This is a genomic window from Aeromonas sp. R4-3 (assembly GCF_040908275.1).
Classification (GTDB): Bacteria; Pseudomonadota; Gammaproteobacteria; order Enterobacterales; family Aeromonadaceae; genus Aeromonas; species Aeromonas rivipollensis.
On record NZ_JBFODK010000005.1, the window covers coordinates 1 to 22381 of the forward strand.

General features: G+C 61.3%; 21 protein-coding genes. 10 read left to right on the plus strand and 11 right to left on the minus strand.

From position 1 onward, the window contains the following. Positions 1-329 precede the first annotated feature (329 nt). The gene (locus AB5Y91_RS01685) at positions 330-962 is read left to right on the plus strand and encodes a LysE family translocator (RefSeq protein WP_368168924.1); all 633 of its coding nucleotides are present in this window, start codon (positions 330-332) and stop codon (positions 960-962) included. Between the two features lie 87 nt (positions 963-1049). Here the strand turns inward: AB5Y91_RS01685 and fis are convergent, their stop codons facing one another. Both fis and dusB read right to left on the minus strand, forming a co-directional pair. Beyond that, positions 1050-1346, minus strand: a complete 297-nt coding sequence (gene fis / locus AB5Y91_RS01690; RefSeq protein WP_005309538.1) for a DNA-binding transcriptional regulator Fis — start codon at positions 1344-1346, stop codon at positions 1050-1052. Between the two features lie 25 nt (positions 1347-1371). Next, positions 1372-2337 (minus strand): tRNA dihydrouridine synthase DusB, encoded by a 966-nt coding sequence (gene dusB, locus AB5Y91_RS01695; protein WP_111911924.1) that lies wholly within the window; start codon positions 2335-2337, stop codon positions 1372-1374. 292 nt (positions 2338-2629) lie between these two features. Between dusB and AB5Y91_RS01700 the strand changes: the two genes are divergently transcribed. The 4 genes from AB5Y91_RS01700 (at position 2630) to AB5Y91_RS01715 (ending at position 7449) form a co-directional block, all read left to right on the plus strand. After that, the gene (locus AB5Y91_RS01700; RefSeq protein WP_289987668.1) at positions 2630-4036 is read left to right on the plus strand and encodes a TolC family protein; all 1407 of its coding nucleotides are present in this window, start codon (positions 2630-2632) and stop codon (positions 4034-4036) included. Positions 4037-4109: 73 nt separating this feature from the next. Further along, positions 4110-5114: an HlyD family secretion protein gene (locus AB5Y91_RS01705; protein WP_368168925.1), complete on the plus strand. Its 1005-nt coding sequence runs from the start codon at positions 4110-4112 to the stop codon at positions 5112-5114. Continuing rightward, positions 5114-6256: an ABC transporter permease gene (locus AB5Y91_RS01710; RefSeq protein ID WP_368168926.1), complete on the plus strand. Its 1143-nt coding sequence runs from the start codon at positions 5114-5116 to the stop codon at positions 6254-6256. The genes AB5Y91_RS01705 and AB5Y91_RS01710 overlap by 1 nt, the downstream gene beginning before the upstream one ends. Next, the gene (locus AB5Y91_RS01715) at positions 6253-7449 is read left to right on the plus strand and encodes an ABC transporter permease (RefSeq protein ID WP_368168927.1); all 1197 of its coding nucleotides are present in this window, start codon (positions 6253-6255) and stop codon (positions 7447-7449) included. Before AB5Y91_RS01710 ends, AB5Y91_RS01715 begins: the two co-directional genes overlap by 4 nt. Before the next feature lie 78 nt (positions 7450-7527). Here AB5Y91_RS01715 and AB5Y91_RS01720 read toward each other — a convergent pair whose 3' ends face one another. The 3 genes from AB5Y91_RS01720 to AB5Y91_RS01730 form a co-directional block, all read right to left on the minus strand. Then, positions 7528-8163 carry an SDR family oxidoreductase gene (locus AB5Y91_RS01720; RefSeq protein ID WP_368168928.1) on the minus strand — a complete coding sequence of 212 codons (636 nt, stop codon included), beginning with the start codon at positions 8161-8163 and terminating at the stop codon, positions 7528-7530. Positions 8164-8290: 127 nt separating this feature from the next. Beyond that, entirely contained in the window at positions 8291-9145 is an 855-nt protein-coding gene (locus tag AB5Y91_RS01725; protein ID WP_042649085.1) for a DnaA/Hda family protein, read from the minus strand. 66 nt (positions 9146-9211) lie between these two features. Next, the gene (locus AB5Y91_RS01730; RefSeq protein WP_042649095.1) at positions 9212-9886 is read right to left on the minus strand and encodes a DnaT-like ssDNA-binding domain-containing protein; all 675 of its coding nucleotides are present in this window, start codon (positions 9884-9886) and stop codon (positions 9212-9214) included. Positions 9887-10199: 313 nt separating this feature from the next. Between AB5Y91_RS01730 and AB5Y91_RS01735 the strand changes: the two genes are divergently transcribed. Next, entirely contained in the window at positions 10200-11171 is a 972-nt protein-coding gene (locus tag AB5Y91_RS01735; protein ID WP_025325878.1) for a response regulator, read from the plus strand. Between the two features lie 70 nt (positions 11172-11241). Here AB5Y91_RS01735 and AB5Y91_RS01740 read toward each other — a convergent pair whose 3' ends face one another. From AB5Y91_RS01740 to AB5Y91_RS01750, 3 genes are all read right to left on the minus strand, one after another. After that, a complete protein-coding gene (locus tag AB5Y91_RS01740) occupies positions 11242-12639 on the minus strand; it encodes a peptide MFS transporter (RefSeq protein WP_106884859.1) in 1398 nt (465 codons plus the stop codon). Between the two features lie 213 nt (positions 12640-12852). Then, entirely contained in the window at positions 12853-13764 is a 912-nt protein-coding gene (gene galU, locus AB5Y91_RS01745) for a UTP--glucose-1-phosphate uridylyltransferase GalU (protein WP_025325880.1), read from the minus strand. A gap of 93 nt (positions 13765-13857) precedes the next feature. Beyond that, positions 13858-14178: a ComEA family DNA-binding protein gene (locus AB5Y91_RS01750; protein ID WP_106884857.1), complete on the minus strand. Its 321-nt coding sequence runs from the start codon at positions 14176-14178 to the stop codon at positions 13858-13860. 170 nt (positions 14179-14348) lie between these two features. Here AB5Y91_RS01750 and cysQ point away from each other — a divergent pair, with 170 nt between their 5' ends. Next, a complete protein-coding gene (gene cysQ, locus AB5Y91_RS01755; RefSeq protein ID WP_368168929.1) occupies positions 14349-15104 on the plus strand; it encodes a 3'(2'),5'-bisphosphate nucleotidase CysQ in 756 nt (251 codons plus the stop codon). 89 nt (positions 15105-15193) lie between these two features. On the opposite strand, the gene AB5Y91_RS01760 is transcribed toward cysQ, so the two are convergent. The 3 genes from AB5Y91_RS01760 to AB5Y91_RS01770 form a co-directional block, all read right to left on the minus strand. Continuing rightward, positions 15194-15490 carry a YciI family protein gene (locus tag AB5Y91_RS01760; RefSeq protein WP_368168930.1) on the minus strand — a complete coding sequence of 99 codons (297 nt, stop codon included), beginning with the start codon at positions 15488-15490 and terminating at the stop codon, positions 15194-15196. 24 nt (positions 15491-15514) lie between these two features. After that, positions 15515-16066 (minus strand): septation protein A, encoded by a 552-nt coding sequence (locus AB5Y91_RS01765; protein WP_368168931.1) that lies wholly within the window; start codon positions 16064-16066, stop codon positions 15515-15517. 136 nt (positions 16067-16202) lie between these two features. Then, complete coding sequence (locus AB5Y91_RS01770) at positions 16203-17735, minus strand: aminotransferase class V-fold PLP-dependent enzyme (protein WP_368168932.1); 1533 nt, start codon at positions 17733-17735, stop codon at positions 16203-16205. Between the two features lie 234 nt (positions 17736-17969). Between AB5Y91_RS01770 and AB5Y91_RS01775 the strand changes: the two genes are divergently transcribed. The 3 genes from AB5Y91_RS01775 to AB5Y91_RS01785 form a co-directional block, all read left to right on the plus strand. Further along, positions 17970-18605 carry a hemolysin III family protein gene (locus AB5Y91_RS01775; protein WP_042649093.1) on the plus strand — a complete coding sequence of 212 codons (636 nt, stop codon included), beginning with the start codon at positions 17970-17972 and terminating at the stop codon, positions 18603-18605. A gap of 117 nt (positions 18606-18722) precedes the next feature. Beyond that, a complete protein-coding gene (locus AB5Y91_RS01780; protein ID WP_106884853.1) occupies positions 18723-20384 on the plus strand; it encodes a putative transporter in 1662 nt (553 codons plus the stop codon). 222 nt (positions 20385-20606) lie between these two features. Then, positions 20607-22381, plus strand: a 1775-nt coding sequence (locus AB5Y91_RS01785) for a retention module-containing protein (protein ID WP_368168933.1), incomplete at its 3' end; no start/stop codon positions are given.

Consider the following 22381-nt stretch of genomic DNA (forward strand, 5'->3'; position numbering starts at 1 on the left):
GGTAGTGTGGCATTCGCCATGCGAGAGTAGGACACTGCCAGGCACCCAATTAGAAGAAACCCCGCTCAATGAGCGGGGTTTTTTATTGCCTGAAATTCAGCGCTTCAGCACTGATTTTCTTATGGAGCAGAGAACGCTCAGGCCATCTGCCTCAATAAATGGCCTGCTCTTTAGCCACTTGATTACCTTTCGACCCTTCTACTCTCTCGCCCACCAACCCTGATAGCCCCTGGCTATGCCTCCTGCTTATGCCCACTATTGCCGTAATGGGGAGTGACAAGGCGGGCTGGATCCATAGACTGTGAGTTTCATCGGCAAGGGAGCTGTGTATGTTGGGGATCCACGATCTGGCGTTGTTTATCGTATCCGGGCTGTTGCTGAACATGATGCCGGGGCCGGACTCTCTGCTCATCATGCTGCGCAGTGGCTCGCAAGGCTGGCGAGCGGGCTCGGTGGCCGCGCTGGGCATAGGAACGGGCACCATGGTGCATGTGCTGGCGGCGGCCCTGGGGCTGTCTGCACTACTGAGTGCCTCGGCCGAGCTGTTCGCCGTCATCAAGCTGATGGGGGCGCTCTATCTGGTCTATCTGGGGATTTCCCTGCTCAGGCAAGGCGCAAGCTCATCTGTTGCGAGCGAGCCCGCAGTATCGCTGCCAGCGCTCTCCTATGGGCGGATCTTTCGGCAGGGCCTGCTGACCAATGTACTCAACCCCAAGGTCGCGCTCTTCTTCCTCGCCTTTGTACCTCAGTTCATCGCCCCCGATGCGCCGCAGAAGGCGCTGGCGTTTATCGTGCTGGGCTGCATCTTCAACATCAACGGGATGATCTGGTGCCACCTGCTGGCCTTCTCGACAGCCTATGCGAGTCGCAAGGTGCGCCTGCCTGCCCGGTTGGGACGCTGGCTCAATCGTTTGATGGGGGGCTTGTTCGTGGGGCTTGGCATCAAGCTGGCCGCGGAGTAAGGCGCTGTCCGGAAAACCGGCCATAGAAAAAGGCGTATCCCATCGCTGGGATACGCCTTTATCTGCACTGCAGCAGGATGACTGAAATCAGTTCATGCCGTAGCGCTTGAGTTTCTTGCGCAGGGTGCCACGGTTGATGCCCATCATCACGGCGGCGCGAGTCTGGTTACCACGGGTGTACTGCATGATCACGTCCAGCATGGGGGCTTCGACTTCGGAGAGAACCATATCGTACAGATCAATCACTTCCTGACCGTTCAACTGGGCCAGGTAGTTACGCAGGGCCTGTTGCACAGAGTCACGCAGGGGGCGCTGGGTTGGCTCGGCAGCGTGATTGTGAGTAGTTGTTACCAATGCATCAGAAGTCAGGGTTTGTTCGAACATATTCGGTCGGCTCTTTAGTTATGCGTTAACCTAATCCATCGAAATACATTTCAAGCGCGTTCAACTGTGCGTCTGCACAATCCAGGGCATTGAAGTGCTTACGGAATTCTCGGCCCGTCTCTTCTTCATCCAGATACCAGCCCACGTGTTTACGGGCAATGCGCGCTCCCAGATATGCACCGTAAAACTGATGCAGATTGGTAACATGCTCGTTCATCAGGGTGCGAACCTCTTCCCTGTCGGGAGGCGGCAGCTTGGTGCCCGTCTCAAGAAAATGACGGATTTCCCGGAAAATCCAGGGTCGTCCTTGCGCAGCACGGCCGATCATCACGGCGTCGACGCCGGTATAGTCGAGGACATACCGGGCCTTCTCCGGGCTGTCTATGTCACCATTGGCGACAACAGGAATCGATACGGCCTGCTTAATCGCCCTGATAGTGTCGTACTCCGCTTCGCCCTTGTAGAGGCAGGAGCGGGTACGACCATGCACGGCAAGGGCCGCGATACCGCAATCTTCGGCGATTCGGGCGATCTCCTCGCCATTGCGGTTATCCGGATCCCATCCTGTGCGGATCTTCAAGGTGACAGGTACCTCTACTGCATTCACCACGGCCTGGCAGATGGATCTGACCAGATCGGGTTGGCGCAGCAGGGCGGAGCCTGCCAACTTTTTATTCACTTTTTTTGCCGGACATCCCATGTTGATGTCGACGATCTGAGCGCCCTGCTCCACGTTGTAGCGGGCAGCAAACGCCATCATCTCGGGGTCGGCTCCGGCAATCTGGACCGATCGCAGTCCGGTTTCGGCAGAGTGGCCCATTCTCATCCTGGTTTTCTGGGTATCCCAGACATCCGGGTTGGCCAGCAGCATCTCGGAAACGGCCATGCCTGCTCCCAAACGTAAACAAAGTTCACGAAATGGTCGGTCTGTTACACCGGCCATGGGGGCCACGATCAAGGGAGTTTCAAGCGTGTGGGGACCTATCTGCATTCCACGGTTACCATCGGCTTAGGGCGGCGTATATTACGCATTTTTTAGTCAGGAGAAAAGGTTAGTATTTGAGCGTCAGCCATTTTTTTCTGAAAAAAACGTCGCGCCAAGGCTTGCAAATTCAGGAGTGCTTGAAAATCAGACATATTGTCTGGGACCATGGTCAGGGTCAAATGAGTGAGGGACTCGGTGATTTGCCAGTCTCTTTCCGGCGCCTGTTTACGCTATGATAGCGAGCCTGAATCGAGCAAAGGCTCCACACAATTTTATTACAAACATAAATTGGGGATGTATGACGTCAAGGTTCATCAAATTGCTCTGCCCGAGCCTGCTGGGAGCCATGCTGGGCTCGGCGCAGGCGCAGACCGTCAGCTTCACCGAGGCCTGGAGCCGGGTCATCCAGCAAGATGACGGGCTGGCGGCGGAGCAGGCCGGGGTGGCGCGGGCAGAGCAGTTGCGCGAGGCGGCCAAGGGCATGTACCTGCCCAAGGTGGATGTGGGGGCCAGCTATACCCATCTCGATCAGCCGATGGAGCTGGACATGCTGGATCTGAACCCCATCGCCAATCATCCGGAATTTGGCAAGGTGCTGGGCCCCGTCATGCAGGCGCTCAACCTCAGTCCCAGCGACTTCGTCACCCCCCTCACCAAGCAGAACGTGGTCACCAGTTCGGTCAAGATGTTGTGGCCCCTCTTCACCGGTGGACGCATCGATGCGGCCCAGGATATCCGCCAGGCGCAGGTGAGCGAGGCGCAGCAGTTGCTGGTGCTCAAGCAGCAGTCCACCTTCGAGAGCCTCTCCCAGACTTACTTCGGCGTGGTGCTGGCGGCCCAGGTAGTGCAGACCAAGCAGGAAATAGAGCAGGGGCTGGCCCACCACCTGGATCATGCCAAAAAGCTCGAAGCCCAGGGCCAGATAGCCCGGGTCGAGCGACTCTCTGCCCAGTCGGCCTATGACAGGGCACGCATCGATACCCAGAAGGCGCGGCGCAGCCTGGAGATAGCCCAGCTGGCGCTCGGCCACATGCTCAAGCTCAAGCAGGCGGAGCCCAATACCCGGCTCTTTATCAACGAGGGGATGCCACAGCTCACGCCCTTCGTGGAGGAGACCCTGGCGGTGCACCCTGGCCTCAAGCTGCTGGCGGCCAAGAAGGAGCAGGCCCAGGGCATGATCAAGCTGGAGAAGGGCAAATACGCCCCCGAGCTCTTCCTGTTCGGCAACTACAACCTCTATGAAGATGACTCCATCGTCTCCAAGACCACCCCGGACTGGCTGGTCGGGGTCGGGGTCAGCATGCCGCTGGTGAGCCGCGACGGCCGCTCCGAGACTGTGCAGGCGGCCAAGAGTGCCGAGCTGCAGGTCAATCTGCTGCAGGCCAAGACCCGCCAGGATCTGGAATTGCTGGTCGAGAAGACCTGGCGCGAGGCAGCGCAGGGGCTGGAGGAGTATCACGCCCTCTCCTCGACCCAGGCCCTGGCCGAGGAGAACGTGCGTCTGCGGGACAAGGCATTCGGTCAGGGGCTCTCCACCTCCCTGGATGTGGTGGATGCCCAGAGCCAGCTGGCCGGGGTCAAGACCCAGCGTGCCGCGGCAGCCTATCAATATGTGATCTCCCTGGCCCGCCTGTTGGCGCTTTCCGGTCAGATGAACAGTTTCAATCAATATCAGCATGGTCAGGCAATAGAGGTGAATTCATGACTTCGACCCTGCAGGTCCATCTGTCCATCACTGTTTCGACCGCCAAGGGTCGCCCTTTTGCCGAGGTGAATTCATGAGTCATCCCCCCATCAAGAAGAAGATGAGCCAGGGCAAGCCTTGGTTGCTGCCACTTGCCCTGGTGCTGCTGGTCATCTGGCTGGGCTGGCGTTTCTGGCTGGCCTATCAGCCGGAGCCGGTGCGCCTGCAAGGGCAGATAGAGGCGCAGCAGTATTCGGTCTCCTCCAAGGTGGCGGGGCGCATCGACGAGGTGCTGGTGAAGAAGGGAGATCAACTGGCCAAGGGTCAGCTGGCGTTCACCCTGGCGAGCCCGGAAATCGAGGCCAAGCTGAGCCAGGCCAAGGCCGGTCAGGCGGCCGCTGGCGCCATGGCGCAGGAGGCCGAGAAGGGGGCGCGGGCCCAGCAGATAGCCGCGGCCAAGGATCAGTGGCAACAAGCCAAGGCGGCCGCCCTGCTCCGTGGCAAGACCTATGAGCGTATCGCCAGCCTGCATAGGGACGGCGTCATGCCGCTGCAAAAGCGTGACGAGGCCTGGACGGCCTGGCAGGCAGCCGAATACAGCGAAGGCATGGCCTGGCAGCAATATCAGATGACCCTGGAAGGGGCGCGGGAGGAGACCAAGATCGCGGCGCGGGAGCAGGCCAAGATGGCGGCAGGCGGGGTGGCCGAGGTCGAGGCCTATCTGGCAGACACTCGCATCGCTAGTCCGCACGAGGGGGAGGTCGCCCAGGTGCTGCTACGCAGCGGCGAGCTGGCGCCCCAGGGCTTCCCCGTGGTGACCCTGCTCGACATGAAGGATGCCTGGGCCCAGTTCCATATCCGCGAGGATCTGCTGCCCCGTTTCCCGGTCGGCACCGAGTTTGATGCCCGCATCCCGGGCCTTGGCGATCAGACGGTACGCTTCAAGGTGGCCCATGTGGCCGCGATGGGGGATTTCGCCACCTGGCGAGCCACAGACACCCGTCAGGGGTTTGACATGAAGAGCTTCCAGGTGGAGGCGCGCCCCTTGCAACCGGTTGAAGGGTTGCGGGTTGGCATGAGCGTGCTGGTCGAACTCTGATGGGACGCGAATGGCGGCTGCTGTGGCAAGACCCCTTCAGCCGGGCCCTGACCAGCTGGATCCCGCTGCTGTTGATCGGGCTCTTGTGCTGGATCTTCTCGGCGGGGCTGGCGCGCGACCTCAAGGTGGGTCTGGTGGATCTGGATCGGAGCACGCTTTCCCGCCAGCTGGCGTTCTCGCTGGATGCCTCCGCCGGGCTTAAGATAGCGCAGCAGTTTGACTCCATCGATGCGGGCGCGCTAGCCCTACGCGGCGGCGACATCTATGCCCTGGTGGTGATCCCCAACCACCTGGAGCGGGATGCCCGCGAGGGCACCCAGCCACAGGTGACGGTGTTCAACAACGGCCAGTTCATTCTGATCGCCAAGCTGGTCAACGCGGCCCTGGCGCAGGTGGTGGGCACCCTCAACGGTCAGGTGGGCGTGCTGGCGGCCATGGCCGACGGCAAGGCGCTTCCCGGGGCGCTGGGGCAATCGGTGCCCATAGCGAGCCAGGTGACGGCGCTCTACAACATCAACTCCAGCTACGCCCAGTTTCTGCTGAGCGCCCTGCTGCCCGCGGTGTGGCAGATCCTGGTGGTGCTCTATGGCCTCAACGCCCTGGCTCGCACTGATCGACTCGGTCTGGACTGGACCACCAGAGGGGTCTGGTTCGGCCTCTGGCGCACCTTGCTGCCCCATGTGCTCATCGGGTGGGGGTGGGGGCTGGCGTGGAGTCTGCTGCTGTTCAAGGCGCTGGGTTATCCCATGCAGGGGAGCTGGCTGGTGTTGACGCTGGGTCTGGGGCTGGCCTCGGCCGCCTGCGTCAGCATGGGGGCCTTCTTCTACGGTGTCATCCGGGATCCGGCCCGTGCGCTCTCCCTGGCGGGGGCCTACACGGCGCCGGGCTTCGCCTTCATGGGGGTGACCTTCCCGGTCAGCGCCATGGGGGATGTGGCCCAGTTCTGGCGCAGCCTCTTGCCCATCTCCCACTATGTCGAGCTGCAGATAGGCCAGACCAACTACGGTCAGCCGCTGACGGCGGCCCTGCCCCAGTTCGGCGCCCTGCTGCTGTTCCAGCTGCCGCTGCTGCTGGTGGTGCGGCGCTATCAACCCCAGGCCCATGCGGCCCGCCAACTTGCCACCAAGGAGCCTGAATCATGATGGGTTTCTGGGATCTGGTGCGCCTCGAGTTGCGCACCCTGCTGGCGGACAGGGCCATCATGCTGACTCTGTTTGGCGGCGTCTTCTTCTACTCCTTCCTCTATCCGCAACCCTATCTGCATCAGTTGCCTCGCGAGGAGGTGGTGGTGGTGGTCAACGATGATGGCAGCCAGCTCTCCCGTCAGCTGGAGTTCATGGCCGACGCGACGCCCCAGGTGAAACTGGTGGCTCGGGTCGACAGCCTGACACAGGCCCGTCAGTGGCTGCTGACCGGCAAGGCCAGCGGCATACTGCACATTCCCCGTCACTTCTACCGGGATCTGATGCTGGGCAAGAGCGTCACGCTGAGTTACGCCGGGGACGCTTCTTACTTCCTGGTCTACGGCACCATAGCCGAGGGGCTGGCCCAGGCGGGTGGCACCCTGGCCGCTCAGGTCAAGGTGGCCCGGCTGCTGAGCCAGGGCGAGGCGCTGCCCCAGGCCGCCATGGGCTGGAATGCGGTTGGGCTCAACGTGGTGCCTGTGTTCAACCCCACCATGGGTTATGTGAACTACGTGGTGCCGGCGGTCTTCGTGCTGATCCTGCACCAGGTGCTGCTGATGGGCACCGGCATTCTGGGGGCGACCCAGAACCAGCGAAGCGGGCGAGGGGAGCAGGGCTATTGGCAGCAGGTGCCCGTGCTGGCGTTGCTGCTGGCGCGCACTCTGGTGGTAGGGGGGCTGTTTGTGCTGCCGGTGACCTACTTCTTCGGCTTCTGCTTCGACTACTACGGCATAGCCCGCACCGCCGAGCCGGCCGCCTTGTGGCTGTTCACCCTGCCCTTCTTGCTGGCCACCACCTGGCTTGGGGTAGTGCTGGGGGCCTTGTTTACCCGTCGCGACCTGCCGACCCAGGTGGTGCTCATCTCCTCGTTGCCGCTGGTCTTCCTCGCGGGCTTCATCTGGCCGCTGGAGCTGATCCCGACGCCCCTCAACTGGCTGGCCCAGTGGGTGCCGAGCACGCCGGCCATAGAGGGATTCCTGCGCCTCAACCAGATGGGGGCCGAGTTCAGTCAGGTGTCGCGCTACTGGTGGCAACTCTGGGGGCTGGCACTGCTTCATGGTGGCCTCGCCTGCCTGCTGCTGCGTTGGCGTCAACAGTCGCTGCCGGTTGCCAAGGTGGCGAGTGTCACGGCCGCCAGCCAGGCGAGATAACGCGGCGGCGACAGAGTGTGAAACGGTCAGCCCAAGGGCTGACCGTTTTTTTATGCGGTGGATTGGGTCTTGGATGGGTCATGCACGATGGAGCTCGGGATCGCCGATGGCGTAGATCTGCCCCAGTGCAGCTTCATCAGTCAGCAGGCGCAGGCCATGGGCGGCCACGTCGGCGCGGCGCACCAGTCCATGCACCTCCTTGCCCTGGCTCAGCACGGCCTGACCGGTTGCCTCCCCATCCTGCAAGCCGGCCGGCCTAAGGATGGTCCAGCCGAGCGTGCTGGTCTGCAGCCAGCTCTCCGCCAGGCTCTTCAAGCGCACCTCGTGACCAAACGCCGCCCTGGCCCGCTCGGGCAGGTATTGCCAGCTGTCGCCGCAGCCGAGGGACGTCACCAGCAGCAGGCGTATGATCCCGGTCTGCTCCATGGCGTCGATGACGTTGCGATTGCCTTGATAATCCACGGGTTGTGGCTGACGGAAGCTACCGAGGGTGGAGATGACCCGGGCAGTTGGGCCCGCTTGCGCACAAGCCTGCTGCACGGCGGCCGGGTCCAGCGCATCCCCTTCGATGACCTCGACCCCCAGGGTGCGCAGCTCGGCGGCCATCTCTGGTTGGCGAACCAGGGCCAGGACCCTGTGACCCTGGCGCAGGGCCTGATCGGTGAAGGTGCGGCCCAGCCCGCGGCTGGCTCCGAAGACAAGTGTGGTTGGCATGTGCTGCTCCCTGTGGCGAAAGGGTTAGCCTAAAGGGTTGGCACAGCGCTGTAAATGAGAGTTGTTTTTATTTGAGAGGAGGGAGAAATGCGGCGAGCCCGGGCAACTGGCCCGGGCTCGCACAGGGTCAACCGTTGTAGTGGCCTATGCTGGGGCGACGACTGGGGCCGCTCAGGTGTATATCCACAGGGTTGAACGCCTTGATCGCCTCGAAACTGAAGTCACCTATGGCCTGATGCAGACTCTGGGGACTGTGGTTGGTGATGATGATGACGCTCTTCGAGAGGTTGCGACGGCGGCGCAACAGGTGGCCGAGGAAGCTGGACTGGCTCTCCGCCATCTTGGCGCGGTTGGCCGCGACCTCGTCGATGATCAGCAGATCCACCTCTTCCAGGGCGCGGCGGTACTGATTGCGCTCCTCCTGATCCTGGATGACGTTGAAGAAGAGCCTGTCCACTATGGAGGCCCACTGCTGGAAGATCACCGATTTCTGATGGCGCTCGATCAGCTCATGGGCCACGGCGCCCGCCAGGGTAGACTTGCCGGTGCCGTAGTCGCCGTAGATGAGCATGCAGCCGCCGCCGCTCTTCTCCCAATGCTCGAAGCCGCTGATGAAGTAGCGGGCAGTCTCCATGGGGTATTGCAGCGCGGGGTCGCCGGCATCCATCTTCTCGAAGATCCAGTCCGGGTTGAGGTCGGCCTGGGCGATCAGCTTCTGGATCCGCTCCTGGCGCGCCGCCTTCTGCAGTTCACGCACCTCGGCATTGGCCTTGGCGTCGTACTCCTTGCGCAGGGTCTCGTAGTCGTACTGGCCACCGCCGGTCTGGGCCTGCAGGCGACGAATGCGCTCGAGCAGGCCGCCCACGTGCTGGCTCAGCTCGGGATCGTGCACACGATGGTCCTGTTTGGCCTTGGCGATCCTCCGGCGCTTGGCCTCGATCTCCTCCAGCTCCTGGCGCAGCGGGTCGTGCGGATCTGTCATGGGATACTCCTTCTGCTGGGGCTGGGGTGACAAGGGGTTAATAGTGCCTGCTGCGGGCATCCGGGATCAATCATTGTCCGGCTCCTGGGTCTGGGCCAGCCGCTTGGCGGCCTCGATCATCTCCTGCGCCCGCTTGCTCGGCCCCGAATCGACGGGGGCGGGGGTGATCTGCTGATAACCGGCCACCTCGGTCGGCTGGCGCCTTGTGTATCGTCGGCTCTTGAGGGTCCGGATGAATTTGAGCATCCACTGATGCTGGGAGTCGAACACCTCGGGGCGGCCAAGCCAGTAGGCGATGAACTCCCCCAGATCCTCTTCGCTGTAGCTGGCATCGATCACCCCGCACAGGCGGGCGAGGGCGGGCAGCTCTTCATCCGGCCGCCACCGCAGATGCATCTGGAAGGGGCGCTCCGGCAGCGGGCTGCGCACCCGCTGGCTCAGCAGGGGCAGCTGGAAGGGGCACTGATGGTAGTGCTCACTGTCCGCCTGTGCCTCGACCTGCAACAATTCGGCTTCCATCAGCTCATCGAGCAACTCGGTGAGCTGGCGGGCATTGACCTGATAGCAGAACCCGCTGGGATTGCCCGGATCGACCACCGCCAGGGCGCGCCCGAGTTCGGGATAGTTGAGCCTGGGCAGCCGATTTTCCAGCACCAGCCGGCGCAGCTGCAGGGTATAGAGGCTGCGTGCCGGATGGGAGAGTCTGGGATGGGCGAGGGCGCTGTATTCGGCTGGCGTCATGGTCTGCTTCACGATCTGGAGTGGGGGGCATTATCCCTCATGGCGGGGTTGCATACAATTCACGGTGCCCATGGATGACAGCCTGATGATGCCGTGGCGTCCCTTCATCCAATGTTGAATGGGGGCGCTGACCCTCCCGCTCGGCAAGGAAGAGGCATTGATTGCTGACAAAATAATCAGCCCATTTCAAATGCTTGGGTGGCTGACTGACCATTTGAAGGGGCTGTCCGGCAATATTGGGTGGCGAGATGGCGCTCCCATGATCTAGGCTTAGTGCTCAAATAACCGTTTGACTAATAAGAGCTTTGTCAAGATGTCAAAAGCCGGACTACGGATCTTGGTGGTGGAAGATGAAGCGGTTTTTCGCCACTCGCTGGTCACTTATCTCGAGCATGATGGGGCCTGTGTCTTTCAGGCCGAAGATGGAATCGAAGGGCTCTCTGCAGCCGCACTCTATCACCCCGATATCGTGTTATGCGACCTGAACATGCCCAACATGGATGGACATGAGGTGATCGCCTGCCTCACCGCCCGCTACCCCGAGGTGCCTGTCATCGTCATCTCGGGCCAGGATCAGATGGCCGCCATCGAGCGGGCGTTGCGGGCGGGGGCGAGCGACTTCTTCATCAAGCCGGTGGATGACTATGGCCAGATCCGGCGCAGCATAGATCAGTGCCTGACGAGCAACGCCCACCAGAGCCAGCAACTGGAGCTGATGGAGCACATCGACTTCTTCCGGGCTCACGATCTGGCTTCCAGCCGCCTGCTGGCCTGGTTGGCACCACCGGGCATGCAGGAGTGGGGGCCCTGGCAGGTGACGTTCGCCGGCATGGGCAATCTGTTCATTCCCGACACCTTCAAGCTGGACGACAAGCTGCTGGTGCTGGTGATGGAGCTGCCCATCCTGGGGGTGGATGCCGCCTTCTGCGGTGCTCTGGTGCGCTCCTTGATGAACGGCCCCTATCGCCAATATCAGCAGCAGGAGAGCCAGTTGCTGACCCAGCCCCACAGGTTGCTCGACTACCTCAATCTGCAATTGCTGGAGTCGGGTCTGCGCCACTCCTTTTCCATGGCGGCATTGCTGTTCGATCAGGAAGACGGACTGGTGTTTGCCAATGCGGGCCTCACTTCGCCCCACTGGCTGATGCGCTCGGGTGGATTGCCGCTCGGGCTGATGCGCAGCAGCCGCTATGGGTTGCACAAGCGCAGCTGGCACGAACCCTTCGAGCTGCAGTTTCGCAGCGACAACGGCAGTGCCCTGAAGATGCAGGTTCGTCATCACTGAGGCCGAGCTTTAGAGCCGAAACAAACAGGGCGCCCAATGGGCGCCCTGTTTGCTGTGCAGTCCGGACCGGTTAGACGGCGGCGGATTGCAGCTTCTTGTCGTGCTCGTCGGCCTCTTTGGCGGGGCCTTCGGCACCGTGCATCCAGTAGACCAGGCGGTTGGCCATGGTCAGCAGGATCAGCGCGCTGATCACGGCGGCCAGGGCGATGCCACCGAAGATGGCGATCGGACCCGCTTCACCGACGAAGGAGCCGATGAAACCGGCCGCATAGTTGGCCAGGGCGACGAAGCCGAACCAGGCACCCATCATCAGGGAGGCCAGGCGCAGCGGAGCCAGCTTGGTCACCATGGAGAGGCCGATCGGGGAGAGGCAGAGCTCGCCCAGAGTGTGGAACAGGTAGGCACCGACCAGCCAGAACATGGAGGTCTTGACCGCCTGATCGCCGCCTTGTTCCAGCACGGCACCGATCATGAAGAGGAAGCCGACGGCCAGGAACAGCAGACCCATGGCGAATTTCACCGGGGAATTTGGCTCCTTGCTGCCGAGCTTGATCCAGATGGCGGCCACGATCGGGGCGAGCGTGATGATGAAGAAGGGGTTCAGGGACTGGAACCAGGCGGTCGGCACTTCGAAGCTGCCGATCATGCGGTCGGTATACTCCTGTGCGTACAGGTTCATCAGACCACCGGCCTGCTCGAAACCGGCCCAGAAGATGATGGTGAACAGACCCAGCACCAGGATGACCTTGATGCGATCCACTTCCTGCTTGGTCAGCGGGGCTTTCTGCTCCTTGGAACGCTGCATGGCGGCGCGCTGGGCAGCCGGCACGCGGCCGATGTCGCCGAGGAAACGCTGGGCCATGGTGGCTTGTACCACCAGGGAGAGCAGCATGCCGATACCGGCGCTGACGAAGGCGGCTTGCCAGCCGTAGGCGGTGGCGGCGGCGCCACAGATCACCCCTGCCAGCAGGGAGCCCAGGTTGATGCCCATGTAGAAGATGGTGAAGGCACCGTCACGACGGTGGTCACCTTCCTGATACAGGTCGCCCACCATGGTGGAGATGTTCGGTTTGAACAGACCGTTACCCAGGATCAGCAAGCCAAGGCCCGCGTAGAAGACGGTGTTGACCATGTCCGGGAACATGGCGTGGGGCAGGGCCAGGGTAAACTGACCCGCGGCCATGAAGATGGCACCGATCAGGATGGCGCGGCGTTGACCGAGGAAGGTATCGGCCAGCCAGCCCCCGATGATCGGAGTGATATAGACCAGACCGGTATAGATGCCGTACAGCTTGAGGGCGTCGGCCTGGGTCCAGCCCATGCCGCCGTTGGCGGTCATGTCAGTCAGATAGAGGACGAGCACGGCACGCATGCCGTAGTAGGAGAATCTCTCCCAGAGTTCGGTACTAAAGAGCAAAAAGAGCCCTTTAGGGTGACCTAAAAAGGTCCCTTTGGACGGGTTATTCATTGGAACTTCCACCTGTGTCTTATATTTTTTTAGAAATTTTATGCAAGGGCTAGGAACAAGCCATATTCCTTATAAAACAAGCAGGATTGAATTACAACGAGAGCTTTTGACGATATTTTATCTATCAATGGTTGAATTTTTGTTTATAAAATGAAAATGGGCATCGAATGATGCCCAGTCTTTTATTCTGTGTATTGCGTGAATTTTCAGCAATTACAACTGTTTGACGAACTGCTTGAGCCAGGCGGTAAATTCGCTGTCCATCTCCCGATGGCGTACCGCGTATTCCACGTTGGCCTTCATGTAACCCAGCTTGCTGCCGCAATCGTGGCTGCGACCCTTCATGAAGTAGGCATTGACCTGTTCGTGTTCCATCAGCATGGCGATGGCATCGGTCAGCTGGATCTCGTCGCCCGCCCCGGCCGGGGTCTTCTCCAGCAAGGGCCAGATGTTGGCGGAGAGCACATAGCGGCCGACCACGGCCAGGTTGGAAGGCGCCTCGTCGCGCGGCGGCTTCTCGACGATGGCCTGCATCGGCAGTGACATGCCGGCGCTCAGGGCCTCGCCCTTGATGTCGGCGATACCATACTTGTCCACTTCGCTCTCGGGGACGGCTTCCACCATGATCTGGCTGATCTGGTCCGCCTCGAACATATGCACCATCTCGGCCAGGTTGTCCTGCTTGAGATCGCTGGCCACCTCGTCGATGAGCACGTCAGGCAGCAGCACGGCGAAGGGGTTATCCCCGATCAGCGGGCGGGCGCACAGCACCGCATGGCCCAGGCCCTTGGCCTCGCCCTGGCGCACGTGCATTATGGTGACGTCTTTCGGGCAGATGTGCTGTACCTCTTCCAGCAACTGGCGTTTGACCCGCTTCTCCAGGGTCGCTTCCAGCTCGAAGCTCTTGTCGAAATGGTTCTCGATGGAGTTCTTGCTGGAGTGGGTCACCAGGATGATCTCCTTGATGCCGGCGGCGATGGCCTCACGCACCACATACTGGATCAGCGGCTTGTCGACCACCGGCAGCATCTCTTTGGGGATGGCCTTGGTGGCGGGCAGCATGCGGGTACCCAGACCGGCAACGGGGAGGACGGCCTTGCGAACAACGAGGGGTGTCTTTTTCATGGAATGAGTCCGAGGATACAAAGTGCGTTCATGATACTCCAAGACAAATAGGGCAGCCACAGGCCGCCCTCGGATGACAGGGATTCAAACCGGTTACTTGACGATAATCATGTCCCGGTTCGCATCCAGGGTGGCGGGCCCTATGCCGCTAACCTCTTCCAACTGATCCACCGAGGTGAACTTGCCCTGCTTCTCGCGGTAATCGACGATGGCTTGCGCCTTCTTCTCGCCAACGCCCTTCAACGCCGCGAGTTCATCGGCACTGGCGGTGTTCAGGTTGATCTTGCCCACCTCCTTGGTACTGGTGACAGTTGTGGCCGGTTTGGTAGCCGGCTTGTCGGCGGCGAGCACAGGTTGGCTCAGCAGGGGCAGGCAGCCCAGCAGCAGGGCAGCGGTCAGCGTTTTGTAGCTCATGGCGTCATATCCTTATGAGTGTGCCTTATTGGCACATTCATCATTAGTCGATCTGCGCCACTTTTTGTCTGTGAGAACTGACAGGGGTAATAACTCAGGCAAATCGGCTATAAGCCAGACAGGTCCGAAATAGGTACACTAGCTAACCATTTGAGCGAGATGTCTTTTCTATGTTCTTACCCGCCATTTCCGAGCTGGAACCCATAGCCCGCGCCGCCGGTGACGCCATTCTGGCCATCTACCGTCAACCCTTTGCTGTGGAGTTCAAGCAGGACGAGAGTCCGCTCACCGCCGCCGATCAGGGGGCTCACGAGGTGATAGTGCAGGCGCTGGCCCGCTTGACACCGGATATCCCTGTGCTGTCGGAAGAGTCGGACGCCGAGACGATGCAGGCGCGGCTCGGCTGGTCCCGCTACTGGCTGGTGGATCCGCTGGATGGCACCAAGGAGTTTGTCTCCCGCAACGGCGAGTTCACCGTGAACATTGCACTGATCGACCATGGCAGGCCGGTCTGGGGACTGGTCTATGCCCCTGTGCTGGACCGGCTCTGGTATGGCGGCAAGGAGGTCGGGGCCTGGCGTGTTGCCGATGGTAAGCATGAAGCCATCCAGACCCGCCCCCATGGAGATGGGGAAGCATGGCGTGTAGTGGGCAGTCGCAACCACCTGTCGCAGGAGACCCTCGACTATCTGGCGCCTTTTGGCGAGATAGAACTGGTCTCCATGGGCAGCTCCCTCAAGTTCTGCATCATCGCCGAAGGGGGCGCCGAGCTCTATCCGCGCCTCGCCCCTACCTGCGAGTGGGACACGGCGGCGGCGCAGGCTGTGCTGGAAGGGGCGGGGGGCAGCGTGACCCAGCTCGATGGCACTGCGCTTGCCTACAACAAGCCGAACATCCTCAACCCCTGGTTTGTGGCGCGAGCCTGATTGTCGCCGCCAGGGCGTGCAGATGTAAAAAGGCCGGACAGTGTCCGGCCTTTTGCATTCTCGCGCTCAATGATGCCAATCGACCCGTTTCAGAACACCTTCTTGAACGGCTTGATGGTCACCTTGGCATAGACGCCTGCCGCCACATAAGGATCGGCATCTGCCCAGGCCTTGGCGTCGGCCTGGCTGGAAAATTCGGCGATGACTGTGCTGCCGGTGAAACCCGCATCGGCCGGATCCTCGGCATCTATGGCCGGATTGGGGCCGGCCGTCAGCAGGCGCCCCTCATCCTGCAGCGCCTGCAGACGGGCTAGGTGGGCAGGGCGAGCCAGCTTGCGCTGGGGCAGGCTGCCGGCGACATCTTCGGAGTAGACGAGATACCACATGAGAGGATCCTTTTCTGGTTGCGGTTATTTTTTCTGTTCTGCTTTCTGCTCGGCTGGCATGTGGCGATAGAGATAGACGCCGCTCAGCAGGGTGAACACCAGCGTCATGCCCAGCAGGCCGAAGACCTTGAAGTTGACCCACATCTCCTGGGAGAGGTTGAAGGCCACATAGAGGTTGAGCAGACCGCAGAGGGCGAAGAAACCGACCCAGCCGAGGTTGACGTTGTCCCAGACGCGGTCGGGGGCTTGCAGCTCCTTGGCCAGCATCTGCTTGATGAGATTCTTGCCAAAGCCGTAGCGGCTGATGAGCAGGGCCAGGGCAAAAAGTGCATTGATCACGGTCACCTTCCACTTGATGAAGGTATCGTCGTGGAAGAAGACGGTGAGGCCGCCGAAGAAACCGACCAGCAGGAAGGTAAACAGCTGCATCTTCTCGACCTTGCGATACCGCACCCAGCTGTAGAGCAGCTGAAGGCCGGTGACGGCCACCAGGGCACCGGTGGCGGTGTAGATGTCGTAAAACTTGTAGACCGCGAAGAAGACGATCAGGGGAATAAATTCAATAAACTGCTTCATGCTGGGCTCTAACCTCAAAATTTCACTCAGTGTACCTACCCGTTAGGCAACGGCAAATGAATAAGACCGTTCATTTAGTGTGCAGTTCCCCGCTGCGGGGTCTTCATCCCTCGGGGTGAGGATGGCACTTGCTGCCTTATGCCACAGGACCTTGTTGCTGCGTCTGGTCGAACAGCTGGCTGGCAATGAGGCTGCCGAGCCGCAACTGGTCATCCAGCAAGCCGCGGATATGGCGCTCCTCGATGAGGGGATTGAGCAGGACGGCGCGCAGCAGGGTGAGCGGCTGTGCTCCGTAGCGGCTTACCGCCCGCTGGGTACGGGAGACGAAGCTGTGGCCCTCGGCGCGCTGGGCCTTTTGCAGCGCCACGTTGAAGGCGTTGATCTGCTCGTTGGCCGCCTCGTCCAGGGCCTTGCCCTGCAGGTGGGGCGGAATGCAGCGATAGGAGAGCAGGTTCATCACGGGGGCCGACATCAGCTCGAAGGCGGGGTGGGCATCGATGAGCTCAGCCATCCGCCGCGCCCTGTCGTAATTGGCGTCGATAAGCTGGGCATAGCCCTGCTGACCCAGCAGTTGGAAGGCTGCATCCAGATAGAGCGCGTTGGCAGGACGGGTGCCCTCCAGGGTGAAGCGGCCCTGATCGAAGGAGCTGGCGCGAATGGCGTAGGGGGCCTCCCGCTTCACCGTCATCATCAGATCCGGCTGGCGACAGAGCAGCATGCCGGTGCCGAGCGGTACCAGCAGCTGCTTGTGGCCATCCAGGGTCACGGTATCGGCCTGCGCTATGCCATCCAGCAGGCCCTGATAGCGGGGGGAGAACAGGGTCGGGCCACCCCAGGCGGCATCCACGTGAAAGTGGATCTGCTCGCGCCGGGCGATGGCCGCGAGCTCGGGTAAGGGATCGATAGAGCCAAAGTCCGTGCTGCCGGCGACCCCCACTAGGGCCAGCACCTTGAGCTTCTGCTCCCGGCATTGAACCAGCGCGCGCTCGAGGGCCGAGAGGCAGAGCCGGTTGTCGGCATCCGTCTCGAGGCGCCAGACGCGGCAAGCCCCCAGCCCCAGCAGATCCATCCCCTTGTCGAAGGAGTAGTGCATCAGCCGAGACCCCAGGATCACGGCGCCACGGTAGCCCTGCTCGTAGAGGGAAAACAGATCGTCGCCACAGGCTCGGTTGCGGGCCAGCCAGAGTGCGGTGACGTTGGCTATGGTGCCACCGCTGGTCATGACGCCGAGGGCCGCATCCTTGGCATGCATCTGCGCCTCGTAAAAACCGTCGTTCTCCCGATAGACGAGGCGGTGCAGCTTGGCCAACACCTCCCGCTCCAGAAAGCTGAGCAGGCGGGAGGACTCCATCTTCATCGGATTCTGGTTGAGCATCACCAGCAGGCGGGAGAGCTCGGCGGTGAAGGCCGGCAAGGGCGCCGTCATGTGCCCCATGTAGTGGGGCGAGGTGAGATGGGAGGCGCCGGGTACCAGGGCGGCGAGACGCGTGAGGTACTCTGTCGTGCTTATGCCGCTGGCGGGCATGGACGACTGATCGAGCTGGTGGACGAAACTGTCGCGCTGATAGGGGGCCTGACTGTCATCCGAGTGATGGAAGGTCTCCAGCAGGGCCGTCATGGCCTGGCCGAAGTCAGGATCCGGTTGTGTAAACAGTTCAGTCAGCTTCATCAGGTTCTCCAGACCAGCCTGTCGGGCAGAAAGTACCGGGCGCGCGCCGTGCCGGACAGACACGGCCATCTGCGCGGGTGGCGTCGGCCGCAGAGCATACACCAAAGGGGCGGGGGGAACAGCCACCTCCTGACGCCAAGACTCCCCCCGAGCCGACCCCTTTTATTTTGAGCTAACACTTGTAGCCTGAAACGCCGGCCGCTAGAGTGGATCGGATCTTGGCAGGAGGTAGTGATGACGGATGTGACGGGGTATTCCCCACGGGAAGAGTGGGCCAATCGTCTCAGCCACGGGCTGGGGCTGCTGCTGGGGATCATCGGCCTGATCCTGTTGCTGCACAAGGGCTGGGATCAGGGGCCTCAGGCGTTGCTGAGCTACGGCCTCTACGGCACCAGCCTGGTGCTGCTCTATCTCGCCTCGACCCTCTACCACAGCATGGGATCGGCGGTGGCCAGACGCCGGTGCAAGCTGCTTGATCACTGCGCCATCTACCTGCTGATCGCCGGCACCTACACCCCCTTCCTGCTGGTGGCGCTCGATACCCCGCTGGCGCAGGGCTTGATGGTGGTGATCTGGGGGCTGGCCCTGGCCGGGGTGGTATTCAAGCTCTTGTTCATCAACCGCTTCAAGCGCCTGTCACTGTTCACCTATCTGATGCTGGGCTGGCTGTCTCTGGTGGTCGTCTATCAACTCTATCTACATCTGGATGGCACCGGGCTCCTGCTGCTGGGGCTGGGCGGGCTCATCTACAGCCTGGGCACCATCTTCTACATGGCCAGGCAGATCCCTTACAACCACGCCATCTGGCATCTGTTCGTGCTGGGGGGGAGCCTCTGTCACTTTGTGGCCATCTATGGCTATGTCGCCTGACTAGCCCTTAATTGGTATTTTTGCACCCATCAAAGCCTGAATTCGTGCGGCATCCCACAGTTGCCCCCTTCGTTTGCTGACAAGCTAGTGCCAGTTCAGCTTGGAAAGGATGCAAAAATGAGTGAGATCGCGCTTTCCATCAGCATGTTGTCGCTGGTGGCGGTGCTGGGACTCTGGCTGGGAAACTGGCGAGTCTATGGCGTTGGTTTGGGAATTGGCGGTGTGCTGTTCGGCGGCATCATAGTGGGTCATTTTGCCGGGCTCTCCGGCCTGAAGCTGGATGAGCAAACACTTCATTTCATTCAAGAATTTGGTCTGATCCTGTTCGTCTACACCATAGGCATCCAGGTCGGTCCCGGCTTCTTCTCTTCCCTGCGCAGCTCGGGGCTTAAGCTCAATGGCTTCGCCGCCCTGCTGGTGCTGCTCGGCTGTGTGGTGGCCGCGGCGCTGCACCAGCTGTTCGACGTGCCGCTGCCGGTGATCCTCGGGGTCTTCTCCGGTGCCGTGACCAACACCCCTTCTCTGGGGGCGGGTCAGCAGATCCTGGCCGAGCTTGGGGCGGATCCGGGCTCCACCGGCCTGATGGGGATGGGCTATGCGGTGGCCTACCCGTTCGGGATCTGCGGCATCCTGCTCACCATGTGGCTCATTCGCATGTTCTTTCACGTCAAGATCGACGAAGAAGCAGCCGCGTTCGAGCAACAGGCGGGCAAGACCAAGGAGAGCCTGCAAACCATCAATATCGCGGTGCGCAACCCCAACATGCACGGCCTGATGCTTGGCGAGATCCCGAGCCTGGACGAGGCCGATGTCATCTGTTCCCGCCTCAAGCGGGGTGACGAACTGATGGTGCCCAAGCCCGACTCTCGCATCGAGCTCGGCGATCTGCTGCACCTGGTGGGGGAGCGCCACGCCCTGCACAAGGTGCTGCTGGTGCTCGGGGAGGAGGTGGATACCTCCCTCTCTACCCGGGGCACGGATCTGCGGGTCGAGCGGGTGGTGGTCACCAATGAGCAGGTGCTCGGCAAGCGGATCCGGGATCTCGACATCAAGCAGAAATATGATGTGGTCATCTCGCGCCTCAACCGGGCCGGCATCGAGCTGGTCCCGACCAGCCAGACCAGCCTGCAGTTTGGCGACATCCTGAACCTGGTGGGGCGGCTCGATGCCATCGAAGCCGTGACCAGCGTGGTCGGCAACGTCCAGCAAAAACTGCAGCAGGTGCAGATGTTGCCGGTCTTCATCGGCATTGGATTGGGTGTATTGCTCGGCTCCATTCCCTTCTATCTGCCGGGATTCCCGGCGGCCCTCAAGCTGGGTCTGGCGGGCGGCCCCCTAGTGGTGGCCCTCATACTGTCGCGCATCGGCAGCATCGGCAAGCTCTACTGGTTCATGCCGCCGAGCGCCAACCTGGCGCTGCGGGAGATAGGCATAGTGCTGTTCTTGGCGGTGGTGGGGTTCAAGTCCGGGGCCGGTTTCATCGACACCCTGATCAACGGGGATGGTCCCGCCTGGATGATGTATGGCGTGGCCATCACCCTGATCCCGCTGCTGGTAGTCGGGGTGCTGGCGCGCCACTATGGCAAGGTCAATTATCTCACCCTGTGCGGCCTGCTGGCCGGCTCCATGACGGATCCTCCTGCCCTGGCCTTCGCCAACGGCATGCACCCCACCAGTGGCGCCAGCGCCCTGTCATACGCGACAGTCTACCCCTTGGTGATGTTCCTGCGGATCATCTCTCCCCAGCTGCTGGCCATCCTGCTCTGGGCCGGGGCTTGAGTCGACGTGAAATGGGAGCCAATAAGGCTCCCATCTTGGTTCTGTCATTTTTGATGCTATTGATTTAACTAATTTTATTACCCTTCAAACACCCTTCGTTTTCGGCGCGAATCCAAGCCTCATTTCGGTCTGTTCGTTCGATTTTTCTCACTGGTATCTGGTCGGACTAACGGGCACATTGGAGGCTGGAAATCTATGCCCATTGATATTTCAGGAGAAACCATGAGCAGCAAGAGCATCGTACTGGATCAGGATGTCGTCGTTACCCAATTGCAAGGCAAAGTCTACCTGGTTGCCGCTGACGGGAGCCAGACGCTTCTTTCTGAAGGCGATGTGCTGCCCAAGGATGCAGTATTGCTCGCTCCTGAGGGGGCCAGCTTCCAGGGGGGGGAGACCACCTTTACCCTGAGCCCGAGCAACACTCCCGAGTCTGAAGAGCCCCAGCTGGCACAGGGGGATGTACCTGACGACATCGCCGCCCTGCAGCAGGCGATTCTGGCGGGGACAGACCCGACCCAGGCATTTGAAGCGTCGGCGGCGGGCGGGGCACCCGCTGCGGGCAACGTAGGCGGCGTTGCGGGTGCCAGCGGCAACGGCGGCTTCATCACCATCGACAGAACCGGTGATGCCACCATCTCCACCGCCGGCTTTGATTCCGCCAATCCGGATGATGCCGCTCCGCTGGCCGAAGCGCAGGATGACGAGGATGAGCTCCTCGATCTCACCGCACCCACCATCACTGTGTCCGCGCCGGACAACATCAACGACAGCACCCCGACCCTCACCGGGACCACGGATGCCGCTCCCGGCAGCACTGTGACCCTGGTGGTGACCGACGCCAACGGCAACCAGCAGACCCTGATCACCACTGTCAATCCGGATGGCAGCTTCAGCGTGGATGTGCAGACTCCTCTGCCGGACGGCGGCTATGACGTGACCGCCAGCGTGACAGATCCCGCCGGCAATACCGGCACCGCCACCGATGATGGCAGCGTGGACAGCACGGCGCCTTCTGCGCCGCTGGTGGAGATCCAGGATGGCGCGGACAACATCATCTCCGCCAACGAGCGGGAGAGTGGGGTCGATATCATCATCCGCCTGCCGGCCGATGCAAAAGTCGGTGATCGTCTTGATGTGGACTGGAATGGAGATGGGGTACCTGACAGCACTTCCATTCTGACTACCGACGATATCAACAAGGCTCAGGTCAATCTGACCATTCCCACGACGGATCTGCCGAACAATGGTCCCATCTCGGTCGATGCAACCCTGACTGATCCGGCGGGCAATACCTCGCCCAAGGGCACGGACAGCAGCATGGTGAACGCCCCTCCCTTGCCCGAGAATGATCAATTCAGCGTGGAGGAAGACGGCACCGTCACCATCAATGTGACCGGCAACGATGCCGATGCCGATGGCGATCGTCTGACCATCAATGCCATCAACGGTCAGGCCATTGCCGAAGGTGGCTCTGTTGCCATCAACAATGGCACTGTGACCCTCAGCAATGGCCAACTGGTATTCACGCCCGCGCCAGATTTCAACGGTAGTATCTCCTTCGAATACACGGTCACCGACGGCCTGCACAATACCACCGCAGAGGTGACAGGCACCGTCTCGCCGGTTAACGATGCCTCCATTATTGGTGGCGCTGACAGCGGCAGAGTGACCGAGGATGCGAGCAACCCGACCCTGACCGAGACCGGCACTCTGAGCGTGACCGATGTGGACGGTGCGGATGAGGCCAAGTTCGTGGTTGGCAATGGCGTGGCCAGTGCTGGTGCACTGGGCAGCCTGTCCATCACCGAGGACGGTGCCTGGACTTACAACGTCGACAACAGCAAGGTGCAGTATCTGGGTGAGGGGGAGACCAAGGTCGAGAGTTTCATCGTGCAGTCGGTGGATGGCTCGACCACCACGGTCACCATCACCATCACCGGCACCGACGATCTGCCGGTCATCTCCGCCGACAGCGGCGCGGCCACCGAGGGGGATCT